Source organism: Streptomyces sp. NPDC046931, from assembly GCF_040644655.1.
In the GTDB taxonomy this organism is placed as follows: domain Bacteria; phylum Actinomycetota; class Actinomycetes; order Streptomycetales; family Streptomycetaceae; genus Streptomyces.
This window is the reverse complement of the sequence record NZ_JBEYWX010000001.1, coordinates 558,228-578,370: the sequence shown is the minus strand read 5'-3', so window position 1 is coordinate 578,370 and position 20,143 is coordinate 558,228. Positions and strand designations below refer to the sequence as shown.

Sequence of the window (20,143 nt, the reverse complement as noted above, 5' to 3'; positions counted from 1 at the left end):
ATCCCGTGCAAGGATCCTGTGACTGTCCTGCGGTCCGTGGGGCGGTCCTGCGCCGGTGTCGGGGACTCCTTCCCGAGAGCGTGACGCTTCACGACGGCGGGGCGCTCTTCCCCATGTGAACGCAACTGAGCTGACCAGGCCCCACGCCGCCACCAAGCCCGTGCGCTGGGCGGCCGACGTCGTCGCGGCCCTGCGCGAGGGCGCCCGGCTGCGGCTCGACTACTCGGCGCAGAGCCTGTGGCGGGTGGATCGGACGATCGAGGAGATACGCCGTCAGGGCGCCCCCTACGCCGCGGTGGAGCACACGCTGCGCGGCCTCGGCGCGTACGCTGGCGAGGTGGTCGTACGGCTGACCGGCGGAGAGTGGTGGACGACCGGCGGCGACCACTGGATCCGCACCCCCGACGGCCGCCTGTGGGACCCGATCGACGAGGCGCGCCGCTGTTACCACGGCGACGGCTCGCTGCGGCTGCTGTGCCGGGACGCGGAGGGCGTGGCGCCAAGGGACTTCCCGGCCCGTACGCATGACGGCCAGTGACACTTCCGTGGCAGCGGACGCTGATGACCTTGGGAGCGTGAGTAAGACCGGCGTGCCGCACGTGTGCGGGGACGCGAGACCACTCGCCACGAACGAGGACAGCGTTGGGCCAGGGAGGGGAACCCCGCCGCACGCAGGCGTACGACGGGGAGCTGGGCGCGGCCGTCGCACGGGCCCAGCAGGGGGACGAGGCCGCCTTCGCGGTGGCGTACCGGATCGTGCAGCCGGGACTGCTCGGCTATCTGCGCGGGCTCGTCGGCGACGACGCGGAGGACGTGGCCTCCGACGCCTGGCTGGAGATAGCCCGTGACCTCGGCCGGTTCAGAGGCGACGGCGCCGGCTTCCGCGGCTGGACCGCCACCATCGCCCGGCACCGCGCGTTCGACCATCTACGGCGTCAGCGGGTCCGCCCCCACTCCACGGCCCTCGACGGCGACGTCCTCCAGCTGCCCGGCCGCCACGACACCCACGACCAGGCCCTGGAGTCCCTGTCCACCGAACACGCCCTGGATCTCATCTCCCGGCTGCCGCGCGACCAGGCGGAGGCGGTACTGCTGCGCGTGGTCGTCGGCCTCGACGGGCCCGCGGCCGCCCGGGTCCTCGGCAAGCGCCCCGGCGCGGTCCGCACCGCCGCTCACCGGGGCCTGAAGCGACTCGCACGCGAACTCGCCGCCCCGGGTGTGACGGAAGACGGCAACGAGACGCTGGGGGAGTCGGAATGAGCGCGAGCACGGCGTGGGTCGGGGACGGAAACGGTCATGGGTGAGCGACACAACGGCGGTGGGCACACGGCCCGCCCTCTCGTACTCCCCGGCCCCGAGACGCGGACCGCCGACGCCCTGCGCGCCGCCTTACGGCCCCGGCGCCTCGACCCGGAGGCGGAGGCACGAGCCCTCGCCGCCTTCCTGGACGCCCACAAGCAGCGGCAGGGCACACGGCCGATGCGCACCCGGCGGCGCGACGACTGGCGTCCCAGCGCCCGGCGCCGGGCGTGCCGTTCGCTGCGCACGCTGCTCGCCGTGCTCCTGTCCGGCGCCGCCCTGGGCGGAGTCGCCGTCGCGGCGAGGGGTGATCTGCCGCACGACACCGCGCCGCGACGGCCCGCCGGCTCGCAGGCGCCCCGGACTCCGGGGCCGCCGCAGCGGACGAGCGGCATCGGCACGGCGGGCGAAACGCCCGGGGTGGGCGGGCGGTCCGGGAGGGCCGCACCGCCGAAAGCGTCCCGTAGTCCGGGCGGGGCGACGCGGAAGGCGGCCGGCAAGGGGGCCAAGGCCCGGCGAAAGGCCGACCGCAAGTCCGCCAAAGCGGCAGCCAGGGACGTGAAGAAGGCGGCCGGGGCCGCCGAAAAGGCGGACAAAGCGGCGAAGAAGACAGGCAAGGGGACGGAGAAGGTGAACAAAGGGGAGAAGAGGGCTGAGAAACCCCCCAAGTACCCCAAACCTTCCAAATCTCCCAAGCTCACGAAGTCCTGAAAGTCTCAGAAGTGGCTGCCGCCGATGGCAACGGCCGGGGCCGCCACCCCCCACAGGAGAGGCCCCGGCCGTCGCGCGGCACGGGCCGCGCGGCGGCCCGTACTCTCTACAGCGTCGTGGAGGCGTTTTCTGTCACACCTCCGCGTCACGGGTTGGTTGCGCCGCGTGCGAACGTGGACGTAGAGCGGTTTCAAGCCGTAACGTGCCTTTCGCGCCGACCGCGGATGATCAGAAAAACGTGAGAGGCAACCGCCACACATCACGCGCGGCCGCAGACCGCAACGAACGATGAGGGATCAGGGGCAGTTCGGGTGCTGGGGGACGACGCGGAGCTGACGGCCGCGGTGCTTGCGGCACAGGCCGGGGACGAGACCGCGTTCCGGACCGTGTACCGCGCCGTGCACCCACGGCTGCTCGGATACGTGCGGACGCTGGTCGGCGACCCGGACGCGGAGGACGTCACCTCCGAGGCGTGGCTTCAGATAGCCCGCGACCTCGAGCGGTTCAGCGGCGATGCGGACCGGTTCCGCGGCTGGGCGGCCCGGATCGCCCGCAACCGCGCGCTCGACCACATGCGGATGCGCGGGCGCCGCCCCGCGATCGGCGGGGACGAGACGGAACTGACCGGAAAGGCCGCCGAGTCGGACACGGCGGGCGAGGCCATGGAGGCCCTGGCGACCGGCCGCACCCTCTCCCTCATCGCCCAGCTCCCGCAGGACCAGGCGGAGGCCGTGGTGCTGCGGGTGGTCATGGGCCTCGACGCCAAGTCCGCGGCCGAGACACTCGGCAAGCGCCCGGGGGCCGTCCGCACGGCGGCCCATCGCGGGCTCAAACGGCTTGCGGAGCTGATCGGCAACGCCGGTCCCGAGGCGGATCCGGAATCGGCCGGCGTGCTGGGCGCCATGCCTCCTCAACGAGGAGCCCGCAGGCGCGCGGTGACGTCCGCCGGTGTGACGCATACGCGTTCGCGGACGCAGAGGGACATGTGATGGCCGACGAGCAGTACAGGTGGCTGGACAGTGACGCCGCAGAGCGTCTGCTCCGTGGAGAGCCGCTGGACGCCGTCGGCGACGACGCCCGCGAATCCGCCGCAAGACTTGCCGAAGCTCTTGCCGCACTCGCCGACACACCCCCGCCGACCAGCGCGGAACTGCTGGGCGAGGCCGCCGCGCTGGCCGCCTTCCGGGCCGCGCGCGCCGATCGGGAACAAGCTGGGGCGGCGCTCGGCCGGCCCGACCCCTCGCATGCCGCTCAACGGGCCGCGGACGCCGGGCTGGTCCGCCTCGGGCGTTCCGCCGCAAACGGACGGCGGGCCCGCTGGGGGCGGCCGCTGCGCTTCGGTCTGGCCACCGTTGCGGCCGCCGGGATGATCGGCGGGGTCGCGGTCGCGGCCGGAACCGGAGTCCTGCCGACGCCCTTCCAGGAGGAACCGGGACCCACCGTGTCCGTGTCGGCGGCCGAGTCGCCGCGGCACCCGCTGCTCACTCCGGCGCCCGGCGCGACGGAGACCGGCGGACCTGGGACACCGACGCCGGGCACCACCCCCGGCGCCTCCGCGTCGGGCGGCTCCTCGTATGACGAGGCGGGCGGCGTCTCCGCCGTGACCCGTTCCCCGAGCACCACCGGCGACCTTCCCTACGGGCGCACCCGGGACTGGTGGACCGCGGTCCGCTCCTCCTGCCGTGACATGGCCGGCGGCAGGGAACTGCGCGCGGACCGGCTGCGCGATCTCCGGGACGCGGCCGGCGGCAGCGGCCGGGTGAAGACCTTCTGCAAGGTCCTGCTGGCCGACGGCGAGGACGGTACGGGCACCGGCGACGGCCAGGGGTCCGGCCGGGACGGAAACGGCCGCGGCGGCGACGGCGACCTCGGCGGGGACCACGGCGGCAGCGGCGGCGACGGCCACCACATATGGCCGGGCGGCAGCGGTCTGGTCGGCAGCCCGCTCGGCACTCCGAGCCCGCAGGTCTCGGCGCTCTCATCACCAAACACCGGCTGACCTGCAGGTTCATGTTTTTTTGAATTTTCTTCGATGCGGGTGTGACACTTTCGGCCCCTGCGGCGCAGTACTGAGTGAGCCGACTGGTCATCGGCCGTCGCACAGAGCCGGGGTTCCCCCCGTACCCACGGCTCGGTGCATCGGCGCGGGCGGGACACGTTCCCCCGGTCCCGCCCGCGCCCCACACACTCCGCAGGACCCCCTCACCAGTGCACGACCACCTTGTCGCCGGTCCTCACCTGGGAGAACAGCGCCGCGATCGCGGCCTCGTCCCGTACGTTCACGCATCCGTGGGAGCCTCCCGCGTATCCGCGCGCCGCGAAGTCGTACGAGTAGTGCACCGCCTGGCCACCGCTGAAGAACATCGCGTACGGCATCGGTGCGTCGTAGAGCGTGGACACGTGGTGGCGCGACTTCCAGTAGATCCGGAACACACCCTCGCGGGTGGGCGTGTACTGCGTGCCGAACCGGACCGCCATCGTCGAGACCGTCGATCCGTCGATCATCCAGCGCAGCGTCCGGCTCCTCTTGCTGATGCACAGCACCCGGCCCGTCATACAGCGCGGATCCGGCGCGGCGGCCGGCTGCCCGCCCATCAGATACAGCTCCCACATCCCGGGCTTGTGCGTCATCCTCAGCAGCCGCTGCCAGGTGACTGGGTCGACCTCGCCCGTCCGCGGCAGCCCCCGCTTGCCCTGGAAGCCCTTCACGGCGTTCTCGGTGAGATCGTCGTACGTCCCTGTCGGGCCGTCGAACAGCCAGGCGGCCTGGCGCAGCCGGGCCTGTAGTTCGCGTACCTGTGGGCCCGAGTCCCCGCGCGCCCACAGTGCGGCGGACGAGGGCCCCCGGGCGGGCGCGGCGTCCTGGGTGCCGGCCCCGGAGGGTGTGTGCGGGATCTCGATGTGCACCGGTGAACGGCGCTTGCCGTCACCCCCGTTCGCGTCCACGGGCTGTGCCGTGCAGCCGGCGGCCGCGGCGAGCACGGCCGCCCCGGCCACTGCGGCAAGCGATCGTCCGAGGCGTTCAGTACGCATGCCCGCTCCCCGTGCACATGGTCACCCCTGTCGGCACACCGCCCCCCGGTGTCCCGTCGTGTCCCCGAGATGCTCCCCCTAGGTGACCGCCGCCGAACCAAGGGGCATGGTTGTGAGGAAGGTCCCAGCCGACGGCCCTCCACCGGGCGCACGGCCGCCGCTACAGTCCGTGGCGAGGATCGCCAGTACTGGCGAGTAACCAATGCCGGGTCACCAAGCCGAGTAACGAAGCAGCGAAGCAACGCGGAGGCACACACCATGGCGCGCGAGTCGGAGTCCGGACTGCCCATCGAGCCGGTGTACGGGCCGGACGCCCTCCAGGGCTGGGATCCGGCCGAGAGGCTGGGCGAGCCGGGGGCATACCCCTTCACGCGCGGCGTCTACCCGACGATGTACACGGGCCGCCCGTGGACGATGCGCCAGTACGCCGGCTTCGGTACGGCGACGGAGTCGAACGCGCGGTACAAGCAACTGATCGCGAACGGCACGATGGGCCTGTCGGTCGCCTTCGACCTGCCCACCCAGATGGGCCACGACTCCGATGCGCCGATCGCGCACGGCGAGGTCGGCAAGGTGGGCGTGGCGATCGACTCGGTCGACGACATGCGGGTGCTGTTCGGCGGTATCCCGCTGGACAAGGTGTCGACGTCGATGACGATCAACGCGCCGGCGGCCCTGCTGCTGCTCCTGTACCAGCTGGTGGCGGAGGAGCAGGGGGTCAGCGCGGACAAGCTGACCGGCACGATCCAGAACGACGTGCTCAAGGAGTACATCGCCCGGGGGACGTACATCTTCCCGCCGAAGCCCTCGCTCCGCCTGATCGCGGACATCTTCAAGTACTGCAAGGCCGAGATCCCGAAGTGGAACACGATTTCGATCTCCGGCTACCACATGGCGGAGGCGGGTGCGTCGCCGGCGCAGGAGATCGCGTTCACGCTGGCGGACGGCATCGAGTACGTGCGCACTGCGGTCGCGGCCGGGATGGACGTGGACGACTTCGCGCCGCGTCTGTCGTTCTTCTTCGTGTCGCGTACGACGATCCTGGAGGAGGTCGCCAAGTTCCGTGCGGCCCGCCGGATCTGGGCGCGGGTGATGAGGGAGGAGTTCGGGGCGAAGAACCCGAAGTCGATGATGCTGCGCTTCCACACCCAGACGGCGGGTGTGCAGCTGACGGCCCAGCAGCCCGAGGTGAACCTGGTCCGGGTGGCGGTCCAGGGGCTGGCGGCCGTGCTCGGCGGCACCCAGTCGCTGCACACCAACTCCTTCGACGAGGCGATCGCCCTGCCCACGGACAAGAGCGCGCGGCTGGCCCTGCGCACCCAGCAGGTCCTCGCCTACGAGACGGACGTGACGGCGACGGTCGACCCGTTCGCGGGCTCCTACGTGATCGAGAAGATGACGGACGAGGTCGAGGCGGCTGCGCTGGAGCTGATGCGGAAGGTCGAGGACCTGGGCGGCGCCGTCACGGCGATCGAGCACGGCTTCCAGAAGATGGAGATCGAGCGCAACGCCTACCGCATCGCCCAGGAGACGGACGCGGGCGAGCGGGTCGTGGTCGGCGTCAACCGCTTCCAGCTGGAGGAGGAAGAACCCTACGAGCCGCTGCGCGTCGACCCCGCGATCGAGGCCCAGCAGGCCGAACGCCTGGCGAAGCTGCGCGCGGAGCGCGACCAGCAGACCGTGGACGCGGCGCTCGCGGACCTGAAGAAGGCGGCGGAGGGCACGGAGAACGTCCTCTACCCGATGAAGGAGGCGCTGCGGGCACGCGCGACCGTGGGCGAGGTGTGCAACGCGCTGCGGGAGGTGTGGGGGACGTACGTGCCGTCGGACGCGTTCTGAGCTGGACGATTCGCCCGTATGGCTGAGCGGGGCGAAGAGTGCACGCCCCCGGCCACTCTCGTGGAGAGTGATCCCCGAAATGGAGGATGCCGTGGCTGTACTGCAACGCGAACTGACGTTGGGCGAGGCCGCCGACCTGCTCTCCCGTGCACTGCCGGGGCACCGCGTGGAGATTCTCCAGGGGAGGTTCACTGCGACACCGCCGCCGGACGGCCCGCATGCGCTGTCGTCCGCCCCTCAGAGCTTCGAGCGCGGCCAGAGCGTGGCCGTGCCGGAGAGCGTCGGCGTCCGCGTCGAACTCTCCGTCCACACCCTCCTCGACGGCGACGGCTGACCGTCTCGGCCCCCGGAACCCGGAATCGGAGTGTCGTACCCCCGTGCGACACTCCTTTCCATGTTCGGCGTCATCGATCTCCCCACCTACCTGGCAGGACTCGTCCTGATCGTGCTCCTGCCCGGGCCCAACTCCCTGTACGTCCTCTCGGTCGCGGCCCGGCGCGGTGTGCGCGCCGGGTACACCGCGGCGGCCGGGGTGTGGTGCGGGGACACCGTGCTGATGACGCTGTCCGCGGCCGGAGTCGCCTCGCTGCTCAAGGCGAACGCCGTGCTGTTCGGGATCGTGAAGTACGCCGGGGCCGGGTACCTGACGTGGCTCGCGATCGGGATGCTGCGCGCCGCGTGGACGATGTGGCGGACACGACGGGACAAGAGCCCGGAGGAGGCCCCGGCCGCCACGGCCACCGCCGTGGAGCGGCCCTACCGGCGCGCTCTGGTGATCAGTCTGTTCAATCCCAAGGCGATTCTCTTCTTCATCGCCTTCTTCGTGCAGTTCGTCGACCCGGGGTACGCCTACCCGGCGCTCTCCTTCGTCGTCCTCGGCGCCTTCGCCCAGCTCGCCAGCTTCCTCTACCTGACCGCCCTGATATTCAGCGGTACGCGCCTGGCGGCGGCCTTCCGCCGGCGCAAGCGTCTGTCGGCGGGGGCCACCTCGGCCGCGGGCGTCCTCTTCCTGGGCTTCGCGGTGAAGCTGTCGCTGGCGAGCGCGTAGCCGTCCGGGCGGACAGGGACGACCCGGTTCCGGTACCCGGTCAGACGGGCCGCGGCCGGTTCAGGGCCGAGCGGATCCTCGGTGTGAGCCGCTCCTCCACGAACCGGTTGAGCAGCCAGGCCAGCAGCAGCATGGCGGCGACCGTCAGCAGGAACGTGCCGTAGGACGGGATCCCCAGCCCCCGGTGGAGGGCGTGTATGACGACCCAGCCCAGATGCTCGTGGACGAGGTAGAAGGGGTACGTCAGCGCGCCCGCGACCGTCAGCCAGCGCCAGTTCGCCCAGTCGAGCCGGCCCAGCGCGATCGCGGCGACGGCGAGGAAGCCGAGAGTGACGACCAGGACGATGCCGAAGGCGCTGCGGTAGGAGAAGCCGGGCGCGTGCGGGCCGTGCCACAGCCTCTGCACGGCGTAGTGCTGGCCTATGAGCCAGCTCACGGCAACGATGCCCCAGGCGTACGCGTCCCGCCGGTCGCGGTGCACGAGGTACAGGCCGATGCCGCCGATGAAGAACGGCGCGTACTCGGGCATCAGGACGATCTCCAGCAGCGGCTGGTGGGCGCCCTGCGCGATCGCCGCCGCCAGGGTCCAGCAGGCGCAGAACAGGATCACCCGTCGGCGGTTCGCGCCCGGCAGCACGATGCACAGGGCGAACAGGGCGTAGAACCGTATCTCCGCCCACAGGGTCCAGCAGACGCCGAGTACGCGGTCCACGCCGAGCGGCTGCTGAAGCAACGTCAGGTTCACCAGTGCGTCGCTCGGCGAGACCGCCTGGTACGCCACCACCGGCAGCGCGAACACCGCCGTCACCAGAATGATCGCGGCCCAGTACGCCGGCATCAGCCGGGAGACGCGGGAGGCGAAGAACGAGCGCAGGGTGCGCCCCCAGCCGCTCATGCAGATCACGAAGCCGCTGATCACGAAGAACACCTGCACGCCCAGACAGCCGTAGGCGAAGTAGGAGTGCAGGGTGGGGAACTGGAGCCGGGGCGAGCCGCCCCAGGCCCGGGTGACCTCGCCGTCACGGCCACCGTAGTGGTAGGCCGCCACCATCAGCGCGGCCACCAGCCGCAGCCCGTCCAGGGCGCGCAGCCGGGATCCGCCGGAGCGGGGCCGTACCGGGGTGGTGGGCCCGGGCGGCAGGTCGGCGGCGGGAGGCCGGGCCGGTATGGAGTCCCGGAGGGGGCTCGTGGCGATGGACTGGTCGGACGTGGTCATGCCGGACTCTCTCAGCGAGGCAGCAGATGGAGGACGTGCTGTCACGGGGTGGTACGCGGCAGGCGCGCCGCGCCGAACCGGTGAGCTCCGGTCCATGACACCCGGGCGGAAACGTTCCTGTCGTGAAGGGGGGCCGTACGGCGCCCCCGTCCCGGCGAGGGGACGGGGAGACGGCGTCGTGGGCCACGGCGGTGCCGCCTCAGCGCTTGGTGCCCGCGCCCCGGCGCAGCTCGCGAGCCCGGCGGGCGACCCTGCGGACGGTGGCGTTGCGCGGGATGAACGCGAGCTGGACGGGGATCCCGCCGGGCAGCGCCAGCGAGGTGAGCCGCCGCCGCTTGAAGTAACGCCAGGTGTGCGGGCCCAGATGGCTGGTCAGATAGGCCTCGGCCTCGGCGCGCAGACCCGGGTAGATCTTCGGCTGCATCGCGAAGCCCACGGCGCGCACCAGCGCGTTGAGCGCCTCGACGTCCATGCCCTGGCGCCGGCTGGTGACCGCCGTGCGGTCGGACAGCTCCGGCAGCAGTGCGTCGACGATCGTGACGGGGATGCGGTTGCTGTTCTCGTACGGCGTCAGCCGCTCCAGGAGGGTCTCGGTGCCGATGCGGGCGACCGGGAGGCCGTAGAGCGCGGAGGCGGTGAGCAGCGCGGTGGAGAAGCAGCCCACGACCAGCACCGGACGCATGTGCTGGTAGAGGACCTCGGCGAGGACGGGGGTGTCGAGCACCGTCAGATCGGCGCCGAGCTTCTCCGCCTCCTTCTCCAGGAGGCGCGACCAGCGGGCGGGGGCCGTCGGGTGCGGCTTGAACACCACACGCGTGTGCCCGAGCGCGACCGCGCCCTTCAGCATGCGTACGTGCAGATCCTCCTCCTCCTCGGCGGTGAGGATGCCGAGTGCGGAGAGGTACTGGCCCAGCAGCAGCGCCGGCGCGTCGAGGGACGGCAGTCCCTCGCCGGTGTTCTCCAGTTCGGTGAGCACCTTGGCGAACGCGTCCGTCGGCACGATCTCCGGCTCGACCCCGAACTCGGTGAGCAGCAGCGGCTTCAGGCCGGGCACCAGGTCCAGGTGGAGCAGTCGGTCGACGCGGGTGCCGACCAGCGGGTCGATCTTGTTGCGGGTGGGGCCGTAGCTCATCAGGCCGTCCGCGTACACCGTGACGGGCGCCCCGGTGAAGATCTGGCAGACGCCGAGCGCAGGGTTGACCTGGATCGACTCGACGGCCAGTTCGATGTCGTCGTCGCCGAGGTTCCAGAGGAGCCTGAGATGCCGTTCCCACAGGGGGGCGTCGTCCAGGCGCGGAGCCCAGCCGCCCGGGTGGAACGGAGAGATGGTCTCGTTCCAGGAGACGATGTCGTCGAAGCGGCCGCGCAGGTGCTCGAAGCCGGGCATCTCGTCCAGGCCGGGCGTCGTCTCGGGCGTCGCCGCGTTGTTGCAGACGAGGAGTATGCGCCGGTCGGCGGGCGCGAAGCAGTCGCTGTCCAGCGCCGCGGCCAGCGTCGCGGTGCCGTACAGCGTCGACGCCAGGAAGATCTGCGTCGTCACGCGGCCACCCCCGAGGAGGCAGGACGGCGGCGCAGCCGGCGCAGGCGTGAGGCGCGCTCGATGTCCATGGAGTCGAGGGCCTCCTCGAGTACGTCCTGCGGCATGCGCCGCAGCGCGACAGCGCTCATCGACTTCAGTTTCCGTGCCACCGCCGGCTCGAACCTTTCGATGGATCCCAGATGATGGGAAATGATTGCGCAATATGTGCGAACGGCTTTGGGGAGGAGTTTATCCGCGTCCGGGTCCCCGGCTGTTTCGGCCACCACCTGATCGAACGCACGAATGAAGTCGAGCTGGCGAACATCACCGATCTGGGTGAGCGAGGAGGCGACGCCACGCCGGTAGAAGACGCCGAGCAGCCCCACCGCGGCGAAGGATTCCGCCTCGCGGTGGAGTTTCCAGATCCACGGCCGGTCCTCGGCCGTGCGGAGCCCGTCGGTGAAGTGCAGCAGTCCGCGGTCGACGAGCCGGCGGTGGTAGACGCCGGCCCACGCGTACGCGTAGTCGACGGAGGTGGAGCGGTCGGCGGGCAGGATGGCGTCGCGCGGGTTCATCACCACACCGCGCCGGCCGTGCGGCACCCGGTGGATGGAGCGTGCCCGGGCGGTGCACTGGACATGGTCGGTGCGGATGAAGTCGCAGCCCAACTCCTCGACCGCGGATACGAGTTGGCGGTAGTAGCCAGGGGCGAGCCAGTCGTCCCCGTCGAGGAACGTGAGGTACTCGCCGCGCGCCTTGTCGATCCCGGTGTTGCGTGCGGTCGCCAGCCCTCCGTTCTGCTCGTGGCGGACGTACACCGCGCCTGGCAACTCGCGTTCGGCGCGCGCGAGGATGTCCGGGGTCTCGTCGCGCGAGCAGTCGTCGACGAGAATGAATTCGAAGTCCTCACGCGCGTTCGCACGCAGGCTCTTCAGGGTGTCTGGTGCGTATTGCTGCACGTTGTAGAACGGCACGATGACGGAGAGCTTGACCACCCCTGTGACGTTAGGCGGCGGCCCGGCATTCGTCTTGACCGTCGGCTTGATGTCAGGTGAACGACGCGTGGCGGAACAGTGAACCAAGCTGTTTCGCATGCGTTTCGCGCCCTGATTCTCCGTTCGGCGGTGTGCTGTTAACCCTTTGTTGTATTCCGGTTGGGCTGCGCATCGGAATCGCTTCCTAGCGTCTTAGGTGTGCCAGCAAGTACCGCGAAGTCCCTTCGGGTCGCCGTCCTAGCCGATTCCGATACCCGGTGGAAATGGGGTGCGCTCACCGCGAACCGCATCTCGCCGACGGAATTCATCGAGTCCGACAAATCGAGCGAAATGGTCGATTCGGACATAAGGCTCGACGGTTTCCTCCTGAGGGGCCGTGCCACCCCCACCGCCCGCCAGCTCGAAGAGGTCGGCGTCCGCGCGGACTCCCTCCGCGAGGTAACCGCCGTCGAATTCCTGCGCGAGATGACGAAGGAGACCTACGACGTCCTCGTGCTCGCGCTCGTCGGCGGCGGTGTCCAGGCGATGCTGCACGGGCTCGCCCACGCCTGGCAGGGACGCGCACGGCGGCCCGTGGTCGTCACCGGCTATGTCGGCGTCGTCTACGAGAAGCTCGCCGACGGCCTGCTGCTGCGGCACGGCGCGGACCTGGTGCTCGCCAACTCCCGCCAGGACGCCGAGCGTTTCCGGACGGTCTTCGAGGGGGTGGGCGCCGACGCCTCGTCGGTGACCGAGGTGGCGCTGCCCTTCCTCGGGGGCGCCCCCTACGAGAAGAAGGACCCCTACACGGTCGTCTTCGCCGCGCAGCCCTCCGTGCCCGAGAGCCGCAAGGACCGCGCGTACCTGCTGGAGAGGCTGATCCGGCACGCGCGCAAGCACCCCGAGCGCGAGGTGCTTCTCAAACTCCGCTCCAAGCCGGGCGAGCACACCACGCACATCGAGGAGCTGCCGTACCAGAAGCTGGCCCAGAAGGAGGACCTGCCGGCCAACTTCCGCCTGGTGTACGGGAACATGGGGGAGGTCCTCGACCACACCGATCTGCTGGTCACCGTCAGTTCGACGGCCGCCCTGGAGTCGCTGCACCGCCGTATCCCCACCGTCGTCCTCACCGACCTCGGAGTGCGGGAGGCGCTCGGCAACCACCACTTCGTGGGCTCCGGCTGCCTCGCCTCCTGGGACCAGCTCGACGCCGGGCACGAGCCCGCGCCGGACCCGGAATGGGTCGCCCGGCAGGGTGTCGGGGCCGACGGTTCCTACACGACCGCCTTCGACGGGGCGCGCCGGCGCATCACCGAGCTGCTCGCAGCCGGTGAGCTCCCGCCCCTCGCGCCCTACTACACGCCCGTCACCGCGCCCGGCTATCTGCCCGGCGTCCTCGCCCGCCACCACCTCGCCCCGGACGGCAGCCCGCTGCCCGGCGCGCCCGCCGCCGACAAGGCGCCGAGCCCCGTACGCCAGATCGTGCGCCGCGCCGCGCGTGGCGCCTACCGCCACGGAGTGCAGCGCGTGGCGCCCGTGATCCGGCGGATGGGGGAGCTGTGAGCGAGCGGACCCCAAGTCAAGCACCTCAAGGAGCCGAACCCATGTCCAACCCGCAAGCGGCACAGGCGGCGCCGGTGCGCCGTGTGCTCGCGGTGATCCCCGCCCGCGGCGGCTCCAAGGGTGTGCCCGCGAAGAACCTCGCCCCTGTCGGCGGGGTCCCCCTGGTCGCCCGCGCCGTGCGCGAGTGCCTGGCCGCCCGGCTCGTCACCGACGTCGTGGTCTCCACCGACGACCAGGCGATCGCCGCCGCCGCTCGCGAGGCCGGCGCCGAGGTCGTGCTGCGCCCTGCCGCCATCGCGGGCGACACCGCCACCTCCGAGGACGCCGTCCTGCACGCCATGGACGCCCACGAGGCGCTGCACGGCTCGCCCGTGGAGGTGGTGCTGCTGGTCCAGTGCACCAGCCCCTTCCTCGTCCGTGAGGACGTCGACGGGGTGGTCGCCGCGGTCGTCGAGAACGGCGCGGACACGGCACTGACCGTGGCCCCCTTCCACGGCTTCATCTGGCGCGACGCCGCCGACGAGCCCGCCCCCGTCATCGGCTCCCAGCGCACCGGCGAGGTCGGAGGGGCCACCCGGGTCGCCAACGCCACGGCCACCGACGGCGGATACGGCGTCAACCACGACAAGTCCTTCCGGCCGCGCCGCCAGGACCGGCCCCAGGACCTGCTGGAGACCGGCGCCGCCTACGCGATGGACGCGGCCGGGCTGCGCGAGCACCGGCACCGCTTCTTCGGCCGCACCGAACTCGTGCGCACCGACCCGGCCCGCGTGCTGGAGATCGACGACCCGCACGACCTGGCCCGCGCCCGTGCCCTCGCGCCGCACTTCGACGCCGCGCGGCCCGGCGCCCTCCCGACCCGCGCCGACATCGACGCGGTCGTACTCGACTTCGACGGCACCCAGACCGACGACAGGGTGCTGATCGACTCCGACGGACACGAGTTCGTCTCCGTACACCGCGGGGACGGCCTCGGTATCGCCGCGCTGCGTCGCAGCGGCCTGACGATGCTGATCCTGTCCACGGAGCAGAACCCGGTCGTCGCCGCACGGGCCCGGAAGCTCAAGATCCCGGTCCTGCACGGCATCGACCGGAAGGACCTCGCACTGAAGCGTTGGTGCGAGGAGCAGGGCATCGCGCCTGAGCGCGTGCTCTACGTCGGCAACGACGTCAACGACCTCCCGTGCTTCGCCCTGGTCGGCTGGCCCGTGGCGGTCGCGAGCGCCCACGACGTCGTGCGCGGCGCCGCACGCGCGGTCACCACCGTCCCCGGCGGCGACGGCGCGATCCGAGAGATCGCCAGCTGGATCCTCGGCCCCTCTCTCGACTCCCTCGACAAGTAAGGAACCACCTGCCATGAGCAGCAACTCCCGTCTGCGCACGTTCGGTACCCGTGAGGTCGGCCCGGGCAAGCCCGTCTACGTCTGCGGCGAGATCGGCATCAACCACAACGGCGAGCTCGAGAACGCCTTCAAGCTGATCGACGTCGCCGCCGAGGCCGGCTGCGACGCCGTCAAGTTCCAGAAGCGCACGCCCGAGATCTGCACCCCGCGCGACCAGTGGGACATCGAGCGCGACACCCCCTGGGGCCGGATGACCTACATCGACTACCGCCACCGCGTGGAGTTCGGTGAGGACGAGTACCGTCAGATCGACGAGTACTGCAAGGAGAAGGGCATCGCCTGGTTCGCGTCCCCGTGGGACACCGAGGCCGTCGCCTTCCTCGAGAAGTTCGACGTCCCGGCCCACAAGGTCGCCTCCGCGTCCCTCACCGACGACGAGCTGCTGAAGGCGCTGCGCGCCACCGGCCGCGCGGTCATCCTCTCCACGGGCATGTCGACCCCGAAGCAGATCCGCCACGCCGTCGAGGTCCTCGGCTCCGACAACATCCTGCTCTGCCACGCGACGTCGACCTACCCGGCGAAGGCCGAGGAGCTCAACCTCCGCGTGATCAACACGCTGGAGAAGGAGTACCCGAACGTTCCGATCGGCTACTCCGGCCACGAGACGGGCCTCCAGACCACCCTCGCCGCGGTCGCGCTCGGTGCGACCTTCGTCGAGCGCCACATCACCCTCGACCGCGCGATGTGGGGCTCCGACCAGGCCGCGTCGGTGGAGCCGCAGGGCCTCCAGCGTCTGGTCCGCGACATCCGCACCATCGAGGCGTCCCTGGGCGACGGAGTGAAGAAGGTCTACGACTCCGAGCTCGGCCCGATGAAGAAGCTGCGCCGTTTCGCCGGCGTGGTCACCGAGGCCGAGATCGCCGCGGCCGCCGGTGAGCCGGTGTCGGTCTGAGCGCCTTACGGGACGGTCGTACGCCGATGAGCCCCCGCGCCGGATCCGCCGGCCAGCACACGCTCGCCTTCGTCGAGAGCCCGGTCCAGCTCCTGAACGTCCTGGAGTGGGCACACGCACACGCGCTCCGTACGAAGATCAGCGGTGCGCCGCCCGAGCGCGGGGTGGCGATCCCCGCGCAGGGCGGGCCGCGGTCCGGCGCGGGGCGCACGGCGGCGAACGGCCCGGGGGCGGCCGGGGCGGAGGGCACCGCGCCCGGCCGTCCGGCGCGCGAGGGGCTCACCCTTGTGGTGCTGTCGCCCACCGACCCGATGACCCGCGGCCAGCTGCGCCGCATGGCGGAACTGGCCCGTGACGAGGGCTACGAGGTCCGCTGGGAGGAGGCGCGGGGCGGCGCGATGGCTCCGTTCCGGACGATCGGCGGCCTCACCCGGCTGCTGCGCCGGGCGCGTCGGGTGGTGATGGGGGACCCTTTCTCCCGCTACGTCCAGCTGCTGCTGACCATCACCCGGGCCCGCGAGCTGGTGGTGGTGGACGACGGCACGGCGACGATGGAGTTCGTCGCCCAGCTCGCCCGCGGCGAACGTCTGGTGCGCTGGCACCGCAAGGGCGGCCGTCCGGGCGCCCGTGACCTGGTCTTCGCGCCGGTTTCCGCGTCGGCTCGGCGCCGGCTGACGCCGAGCGCGCGGCGCGCCGTGGAGGTCTTCTCGTCGATGCCGGTCGACGAGACCCCGGACGGGGTCACGGTCACCCCGAACGACTTCGCCTGGACCCGGGCCCGCTTCGGCCCGCCGCGCCTCACCAAGGGCGCGGACCTGGTGGGCACCTCCCTCGTCGAGACGGGCGTGGTGGACGGCGAGCGCTATCTGGAGGCGGTTGGTGCGCTGGCCGCCGCGCACGGCGCGCGGCGCTATTTCGCCCACCGCCGCGAAAGCCCCGAGAAACTTCACCGGTTGGCGGTCGAGACGGGCCTGGAGGTCGTCCGCCCGGACCTTCCTCTGGAACTGATCGCCCGGCGCGGCCCCATCGGCCGAACGATCCTCAGCTTCCCGTCCACGGTCGTCCACACCCTGCCCCTGGCACTCGTCGGCACGGAGGTGCGGGTCGCGGTGTGCGACGTCGACCCGGCCTGGCTGACGGACCGCGCCTCTCCGCGGGCCCAGGGCTTCCTTTCGGGGGTGACCGGGACGGCCCGGGACGTGGACCGGCTGCCCCCGGCGGCGGAACAGCGCCGGGCGACGGAACAGGGGATGGCCGCGGGGTAGACCACAGGATCCCCACGGCTCCCGCACGGAACAGACATGGTTCATTCACAGACCGGCCGCGTGGCACGGGCCGGACCGCCACGATCCGGCCATTGAATCCCCCCCGCGCGGAGCCGACCGGCACCGCGCGGGGAGATTTGTTTCCACCGTGACCACACGTGGCGGCCACACAGCAGGAGCCCGTCGCCCCGGATGCGGACAGACCGGATTCGGATAGACCGGGTGCGGACACAGAGAGCCCGGCGAGCCGCCGCACCAAGGACGAACTCGTCGAGGAGTCCCTCACCCGCGCGGGTCCGTGGAAGGAGGTCCGCGACCGCCTCCGCCAGCCCGGCGGCGCCCTCTCCGGCGGTCAGCAGCAGCGCCTGTGCATCGCCCGCGCGCCGGCCGTACGCCCCCGTGTGCTGCTCATGGACGAACCGTGCTCGGCACTCGACCCCACCTCCACCCGCCGGGTGGAGGAGACGATCCGGGAACTGGCCGGACAGGTGACGGTCGTGATCGTCACCCACGACATGCAGCAGGCGGCCCGCGTCTCCGACCAGTGCGCCTTCCTCCTGGCCGAGCAGGGCACACCCGGCGGCATCGTCGAGCACGGCCCGACCGACGAGATCTTCGGTACCCCGAAGGACCGGCGGACGGCGGACTACGTGGCCGTCCGCTTCGGCTGACCGGCCGGCGGCTTGCGCGCCAGAAGGAACGCCCGCTCCCGTTTCCCGTGCTCGTCCGTCCCGTCCTCGTCCGGGTCGAGGAGCGCGCGCGCGTGGACGAGCAGGCCGGCCCGCGCCAGGTGCCCGGTGACCGTGTCCGGGGCGTGCCAGTGGCAGTCCAGTTCGACGTCGTGCCCGAAGCGCTCGGTGAGGCGGGTGCGGTCGTCCGTGCCCGCCGGGAAGGCCAGGAGGACCTGGCCGCCCGGCACCAGGATCCGCTCGAACTCGGCGAACACCGTGGACAGGTACTCGGTGGGCACATGGCTGACGGAATGGAGCGCGGCGATGCCGCCCAGCGTCCGGGGCGGCAGATCCAGCGCCGTCATGGTGCCCACATGGAACCGCAGCTCCGGGTGGGTGCGGCGGGCCAGTGCCACCATGCGCGGGGAGAGGTCGACGCCGAACACGGGGACACCGAGGGCGTGCAGACGCGCCGTCCCGTGGCCGGGGCCGCAGCCGAGGTCGGCGACGGGGGCGGGCCCGTTCTCCCGCACCAGATCCGCGAAGGCGGTGACCAGGGCCCGGTCCAGCGGGCGGGTCGCCGGGCCGTCGGGAACGTGGGCGGCGTAGTCGGGGGCCAGGGTGTCGTACGACGCCCGGGCGGTGCGCAGGAAGTCCGGTTCCTCGGCGTTCACGGTGGCGCACGCTACCCGCCGGGGAGGGTGCCGCGGGGGCGGCTTCCCAGGGTTCATCCGCTCGTCACCCGTCACCGGGGCCCGCGAGGCAGGACCGCGACCGGGGCGGGAGACGGCGGCGGGGCGGGGTACTCGGGGGAGACGACGGCCCGGCGGTATGCCTGATGTGCCGGGAGGAAGGACGGAGACGGCGTGGTACCGGTGACGGGAGGGAACGGATCGGGCCCCGTGAGCGTTACCCCGGCGGGACGCTCCGACACGAGAGCGGTCCCGGTCAGGGATCCCCGGGCGCCGTCGGCGTGCGCCGGGACGGCTCCGCGTCACCCCGGCGGACCCGCTCACGGCCCTCAGGGATCCCGTCGCCCGGAAAGACGGGTGAGTGTACCCATCGTCACAGCCGGCTATGCGGCGTGCGGCCAGTTTTTCTTCCCCTGACGGGCTGAAGTTTTGTTGATCGTGGGGAGAACGGCCGCCCGATCGCCCTACCCTTCAAAGGGTGAACCACTTGATGTCCCGAGAGTCCGAGGCCGATCACTCCGGGGACGGCGTGCTCCCCGGCACCCTGTCCGAGTTGCTGCGGGCCGAGCTCGTGGCCTTCCGCCGCGACCTTCACATGCACCCCGAACTCGGCAACCAGGAGTTCCGCACGACCGCAGCGATCAAGGGCCGCCTGGAGGAGGCGGGACTCGCGCCGCGCGTGCTTCCCGCCGGCACCGGGCTCGTCTGCGACATCGGTGAACCGGACGGCGTACGCCCGATCCTGGCGCTGCGCGGCGACATCGACGCGCTCCCCATCCCCGACACCAAGACCGACTGTGCCTACCGGTCCACCGTGCCCGACCGCGCCCACGCCTGCGGGCACGACGTCCACACCACGGTCGTCCTCGGGGCCGGGCTCGTCCTCGCCGACCTGCACCGGCAGGGCAGGCTGCCGCGGCCGGTGCGGCTGATCTTCCAGGCCGCCGAGGAGGTCCTCCCGGGCGGTGCCACCGACGCGATCGCCTCCGGTGCGCTCGACGGCGTCGGACGGATCATCGCCGTGCACTGCGACCCGAGGGTCGACGCCGGGCACATCGGACTGCGGCACGGCCCTATCACCTCCGCCTGCGACCGGCTGGAAGTCACGCTCGCCGGCGCGGGCGGCCACACCGCGCGCCCCCACCTCACCACCGACCTCATCACGGCCGTCTCGCGTGTCGCGACCGATGTGCCGTCCCTGGTCGCCCGCCGCGTCGACGCGCGCAGCGGGCTCTCGGTCACCTGGGGGCGCATCGAGTCCGGCCACGCCTGCAACGTCATCCCGCAACACGCCGAGCTGGCCGGGACCGTGCGCTGCCTGGACCTCGAGACCTGGCGGCACGCACCCGACGTCGTCCACGCGGCGATCGACGAGATCGCGAACCTGTACAAGGCGAAGTCCGAGATCAACTACGTGCGCGGAGTGCCGCCCGTGGTCAACGACATGGCCGTCACGGAACTCCTGCACGACGCGATGGCCGCACGCCGCGGCGTCCACTCCGTCCAGGACACGCAGCAGAGCCTCGGCGGCGAGGACTTCTCCTGGTACCTGGAGCATGTGCCCGGCGCCATGGCCCGCCTCGGCGTCCGCCGCCCGGGCGAGCGGACCGTCCGCGACCTCCACCAGGGCGACTTCGACGTGGACGAGCACGCGATCACGGTCGGAGTGGAGCTGTTCACGGCGGCCGCGCTGCTGGACGCGAAGGACCAGACGGACGAGGCCTAGACGGACGAGGCCTGGACGGACGCGCCCGGGCGCCGGACGGGGCCGGGTCTCCCAGCCCCAGATGGCCGAAAGGGCGCCCCGGTTCGCCCCTTTCGTGAGCTTGCGTGACCCTTCTGTAACCGGCGGCGCGAAAACGCAACGCGGTGTCGGCACGAATCGATAACGGCCACGAGAAACCCCGTTCCCCTCCCCTTCTACGCGCGTTACTGTGCGCCGAATCGCTGCGGTGGCGGCGCATTGGGGAAACGGACCGGTGACGGTGCCGTGGGGATGAAGGGGTGCTTGCTGTGCG

General features: G+C 71.7%; 18 protein-coding genes and 1 pseudogene. 14 read left to right on the top strand and 5 right to left on the bottom strand.

From position 1 onward, the window contains the following. Positions 1–115: 115 nt before the first annotated feature. The 5 genes from ABZ876_RS02625 (at position 116) to ABZ876_RS02605 (ending at position 4,009) form a co-directional block, all read left to right on the top strand. Positions 116–538: a hypothetical protein gene (locus ABZ876_RS02625; RefSeq protein ID WP_361773155.1), complete on the top strand. Its 423-nt coding sequence runs from the start codon at positions 116–118 to the stop codon at positions 536–538. A 104-nt stretch (positions 539–642) separates the two neighbouring features. Next, positions 643–1,260: an RNA polymerase sigma factor gene (locus ABZ876_RS02620; protein ID WP_361773152.1), complete on the top strand. Its 618-nt coding sequence runs from the start codon at positions 643–645 to the stop codon at positions 1,258–1,260. A gap of 36 nt (positions 1,261–1,296) precedes the next feature. Beyond that, positions 1,297–2,010 (top strand): hypothetical protein, encoded by a 714-nt coding sequence (locus ABZ876_RS02615; protein ID WP_361773149.1) that lies wholly within the window; start codon positions 1,297–1,299, stop codon positions 2,008–2,010. Positions 2,011–2,321: 311 nt separating this feature from the next. After that, positions 2,322–2,999, top strand: a complete 678-nt coding sequence (locus ABZ876_RS02610) for an RNA polymerase sigma factor (RefSeq protein WP_361773146.1) — start codon at positions 2,322–2,324, stop codon at positions 2,997–2,999. Then, on the top strand, positions 2,999–4,009 hold the full coding sequence (locus ABZ876_RS02605) for a hypothetical protein (RefSeq protein ID WP_361773143.1): 1,011 nt from the start codon (positions 2,999–3,001) through the stop codon (positions 4,007–4,009). The genes ABZ876_RS02610 and ABZ876_RS02605 overlap by 1 nt, the downstream gene beginning before the upstream one ends. A gap of 203 nt (positions 4,010–4,212) precedes the next feature. Here the strand turns inward: ABZ876_RS02605 and ABZ876_RS02600 are convergent, their stop codons facing one another. Next, positions 4,213–5,043, bottom strand: coding sequence for a L,D-transpeptidase family protein (locus tag ABZ876_RS02600; protein WP_361773140.1), 831 nt, complete (start codon positions 5,041–5,043; stop codon positions 4,213–4,215). A gap of 258 nt (positions 5,044–5,301) precedes the next feature. Here ABZ876_RS02600 and ABZ876_RS02595 point away from each other — a divergent pair, with 258 nt between their 5' ends. The 3 genes from ABZ876_RS02595 to leuE all read left to right on the top strand — a co-directional run bounded on the left by ABZ876_RS02595 (position 5,302) and on the right by leuE (position 7,930). Then, a complete protein-coding gene (locus tag ABZ876_RS02595; protein WP_361773137.1) occupies positions 5,302–6,882 on the top strand; it encodes a methylmalonyl-CoA mutase family protein in 1,581 nt (526 codons plus the stop codon). Between the two features lie 91 nt (positions 6,883–6,973). Continuing rightward, a complete protein-coding gene (locus tag ABZ876_RS02590; protein WP_361773134.1) occupies positions 6,974–7,216 on the top strand; it encodes a hypothetical protein in 243 nt (80 codons plus the stop codon). Between the two features lie 60 nt (positions 7,217–7,276). Beyond that, positions 7,277–7,930 carry a leucine efflux protein LeuE gene (gene leuE / locus ABZ876_RS02585; protein ID WP_361773131.1) on the top strand — a complete coding sequence of 218 codons (654 nt, stop codon included), beginning with the start codon at positions 7,277–7,279 and terminating at the stop codon, positions 7,928–7,930. A 40-nt stretch (positions 7,931–7,970) separates the two neighbouring features. On the opposite strand, the gene ABZ876_RS02580 is transcribed toward leuE, so the two are convergent. From ABZ876_RS02580 to ABZ876_RS02570, 3 genes are all read right to left on the bottom strand, one after another. Further along, positions 7,971–9,146, bottom strand: coding sequence for an acyltransferase (locus ABZ876_RS02580; protein ID WP_361773128.1), 1,176 nt, complete (start codon positions 9,144–9,146; stop codon positions 7,971–7,973). 199 nt (positions 9,147–9,345) lie between these two features. Continuing rightward, complete coding sequence (locus tag ABZ876_RS02575) at positions 9,346–10,686, bottom strand: polysialyltransferase family glycosyltransferase (protein WP_361773125.1); 1,341 nt, start codon at positions 10,684–10,686, stop codon at positions 9,346–9,348. Then, positions 10,683–11,660 carry a glycosyltransferase family 2 protein gene (locus ABZ876_RS02570; protein WP_361773122.1) on the bottom strand — a complete coding sequence of 326 codons (978 nt, stop codon included), beginning with the start codon at positions 11,658–11,660 and terminating at the stop codon, positions 10,683–10,685. The genes ABZ876_RS02575 and ABZ876_RS02570 overlap by 4 nt, the downstream gene beginning before the upstream one ends. Before the next feature lie 198 nt (positions 11,661–11,858). Here ABZ876_RS02570 and ABZ876_RS02565 point away from each other — a divergent pair, with 198 nt between their 5' ends. The 5 genes and pseudogenes from ABZ876_RS02565 to ABZ876_RS02545 form a co-directional block, all read left to right on the top strand. Further along, complete coding sequence (locus tag ABZ876_RS02565; RefSeq protein ID WP_361773119.1) at positions 11,859–13,202, top strand: DUF6716 putative glycosyltransferase; 1,344 nt, start codon at positions 11,859–11,861, stop codon at positions 13,200–13,202. Between the two features lie 41 nt (positions 13,203–13,243). Next, entirely contained in the window at positions 13,244–14,545 is a 1,302-nt protein-coding gene (locus ABZ876_RS02560) for an N-acylneuraminate cytidylyltransferase (protein ID WP_361773116.1), read from the top strand. Between the two features lie 13 nt (positions 14,546–14,558). After that, positions 14,559–15,497, top strand: coding sequence for an N-acetylneuraminate synthase family protein (locus ABZ876_RS02555; RefSeq protein ID WP_361773113.1), 939 nt, complete (start codon positions 14,559–14,561; stop codon positions 15,495–15,497). 26 nt (positions 15,498–15,523) lie between these two features. Continuing rightward, positions 15,524–16,762: a hypothetical protein gene (locus ABZ876_RS02550; RefSeq protein ID WP_361773110.1), complete on the top strand. Its 1,239-nt coding sequence runs from the start codon at positions 15,524–15,526 to the stop codon at positions 16,760–16,762. A 248-nt stretch (positions 16,763–17,010) separates the two neighbouring features. Next, positions 17,011–17,433: pseudogene (locus tag ABZ876_RS02545) on the top strand (ATP-binding cassette domain-containing protein); the annotation flags it as partial. Here the strand turns inward: ABZ876_RS02545 and ABZ876_RS02540 are convergent. Continuing rightward, positions 17,409–18,107: a class I SAM-dependent methyltransferase gene (locus tag ABZ876_RS02540; RefSeq protein ID WP_361773107.1), complete on the bottom strand. Its 699-nt coding sequence runs from the start codon at positions 18,105–18,107 to the stop codon at positions 17,409–17,411. The pseudogene ABZ876_RS02545 and the gene ABZ876_RS02540 sit on opposite strands and share 25 nt — an antisense overlap. 508 nt (positions 18,108–18,615) lie before the next feature. On the opposite strand from ABZ876_RS02540, the gene ABZ876_RS02535 reads away from it, so the two are divergent. Further along, positions 18,616–19,851, top strand: a complete 1,236-nt coding sequence (locus tag ABZ876_RS02535) for an amidohydrolase (protein WP_361773104.1) — start codon at positions 18,616–18,618, stop codon at positions 19,849–19,851. Positions 19,852–20,143 lie beyond the last annotated feature (292 nt).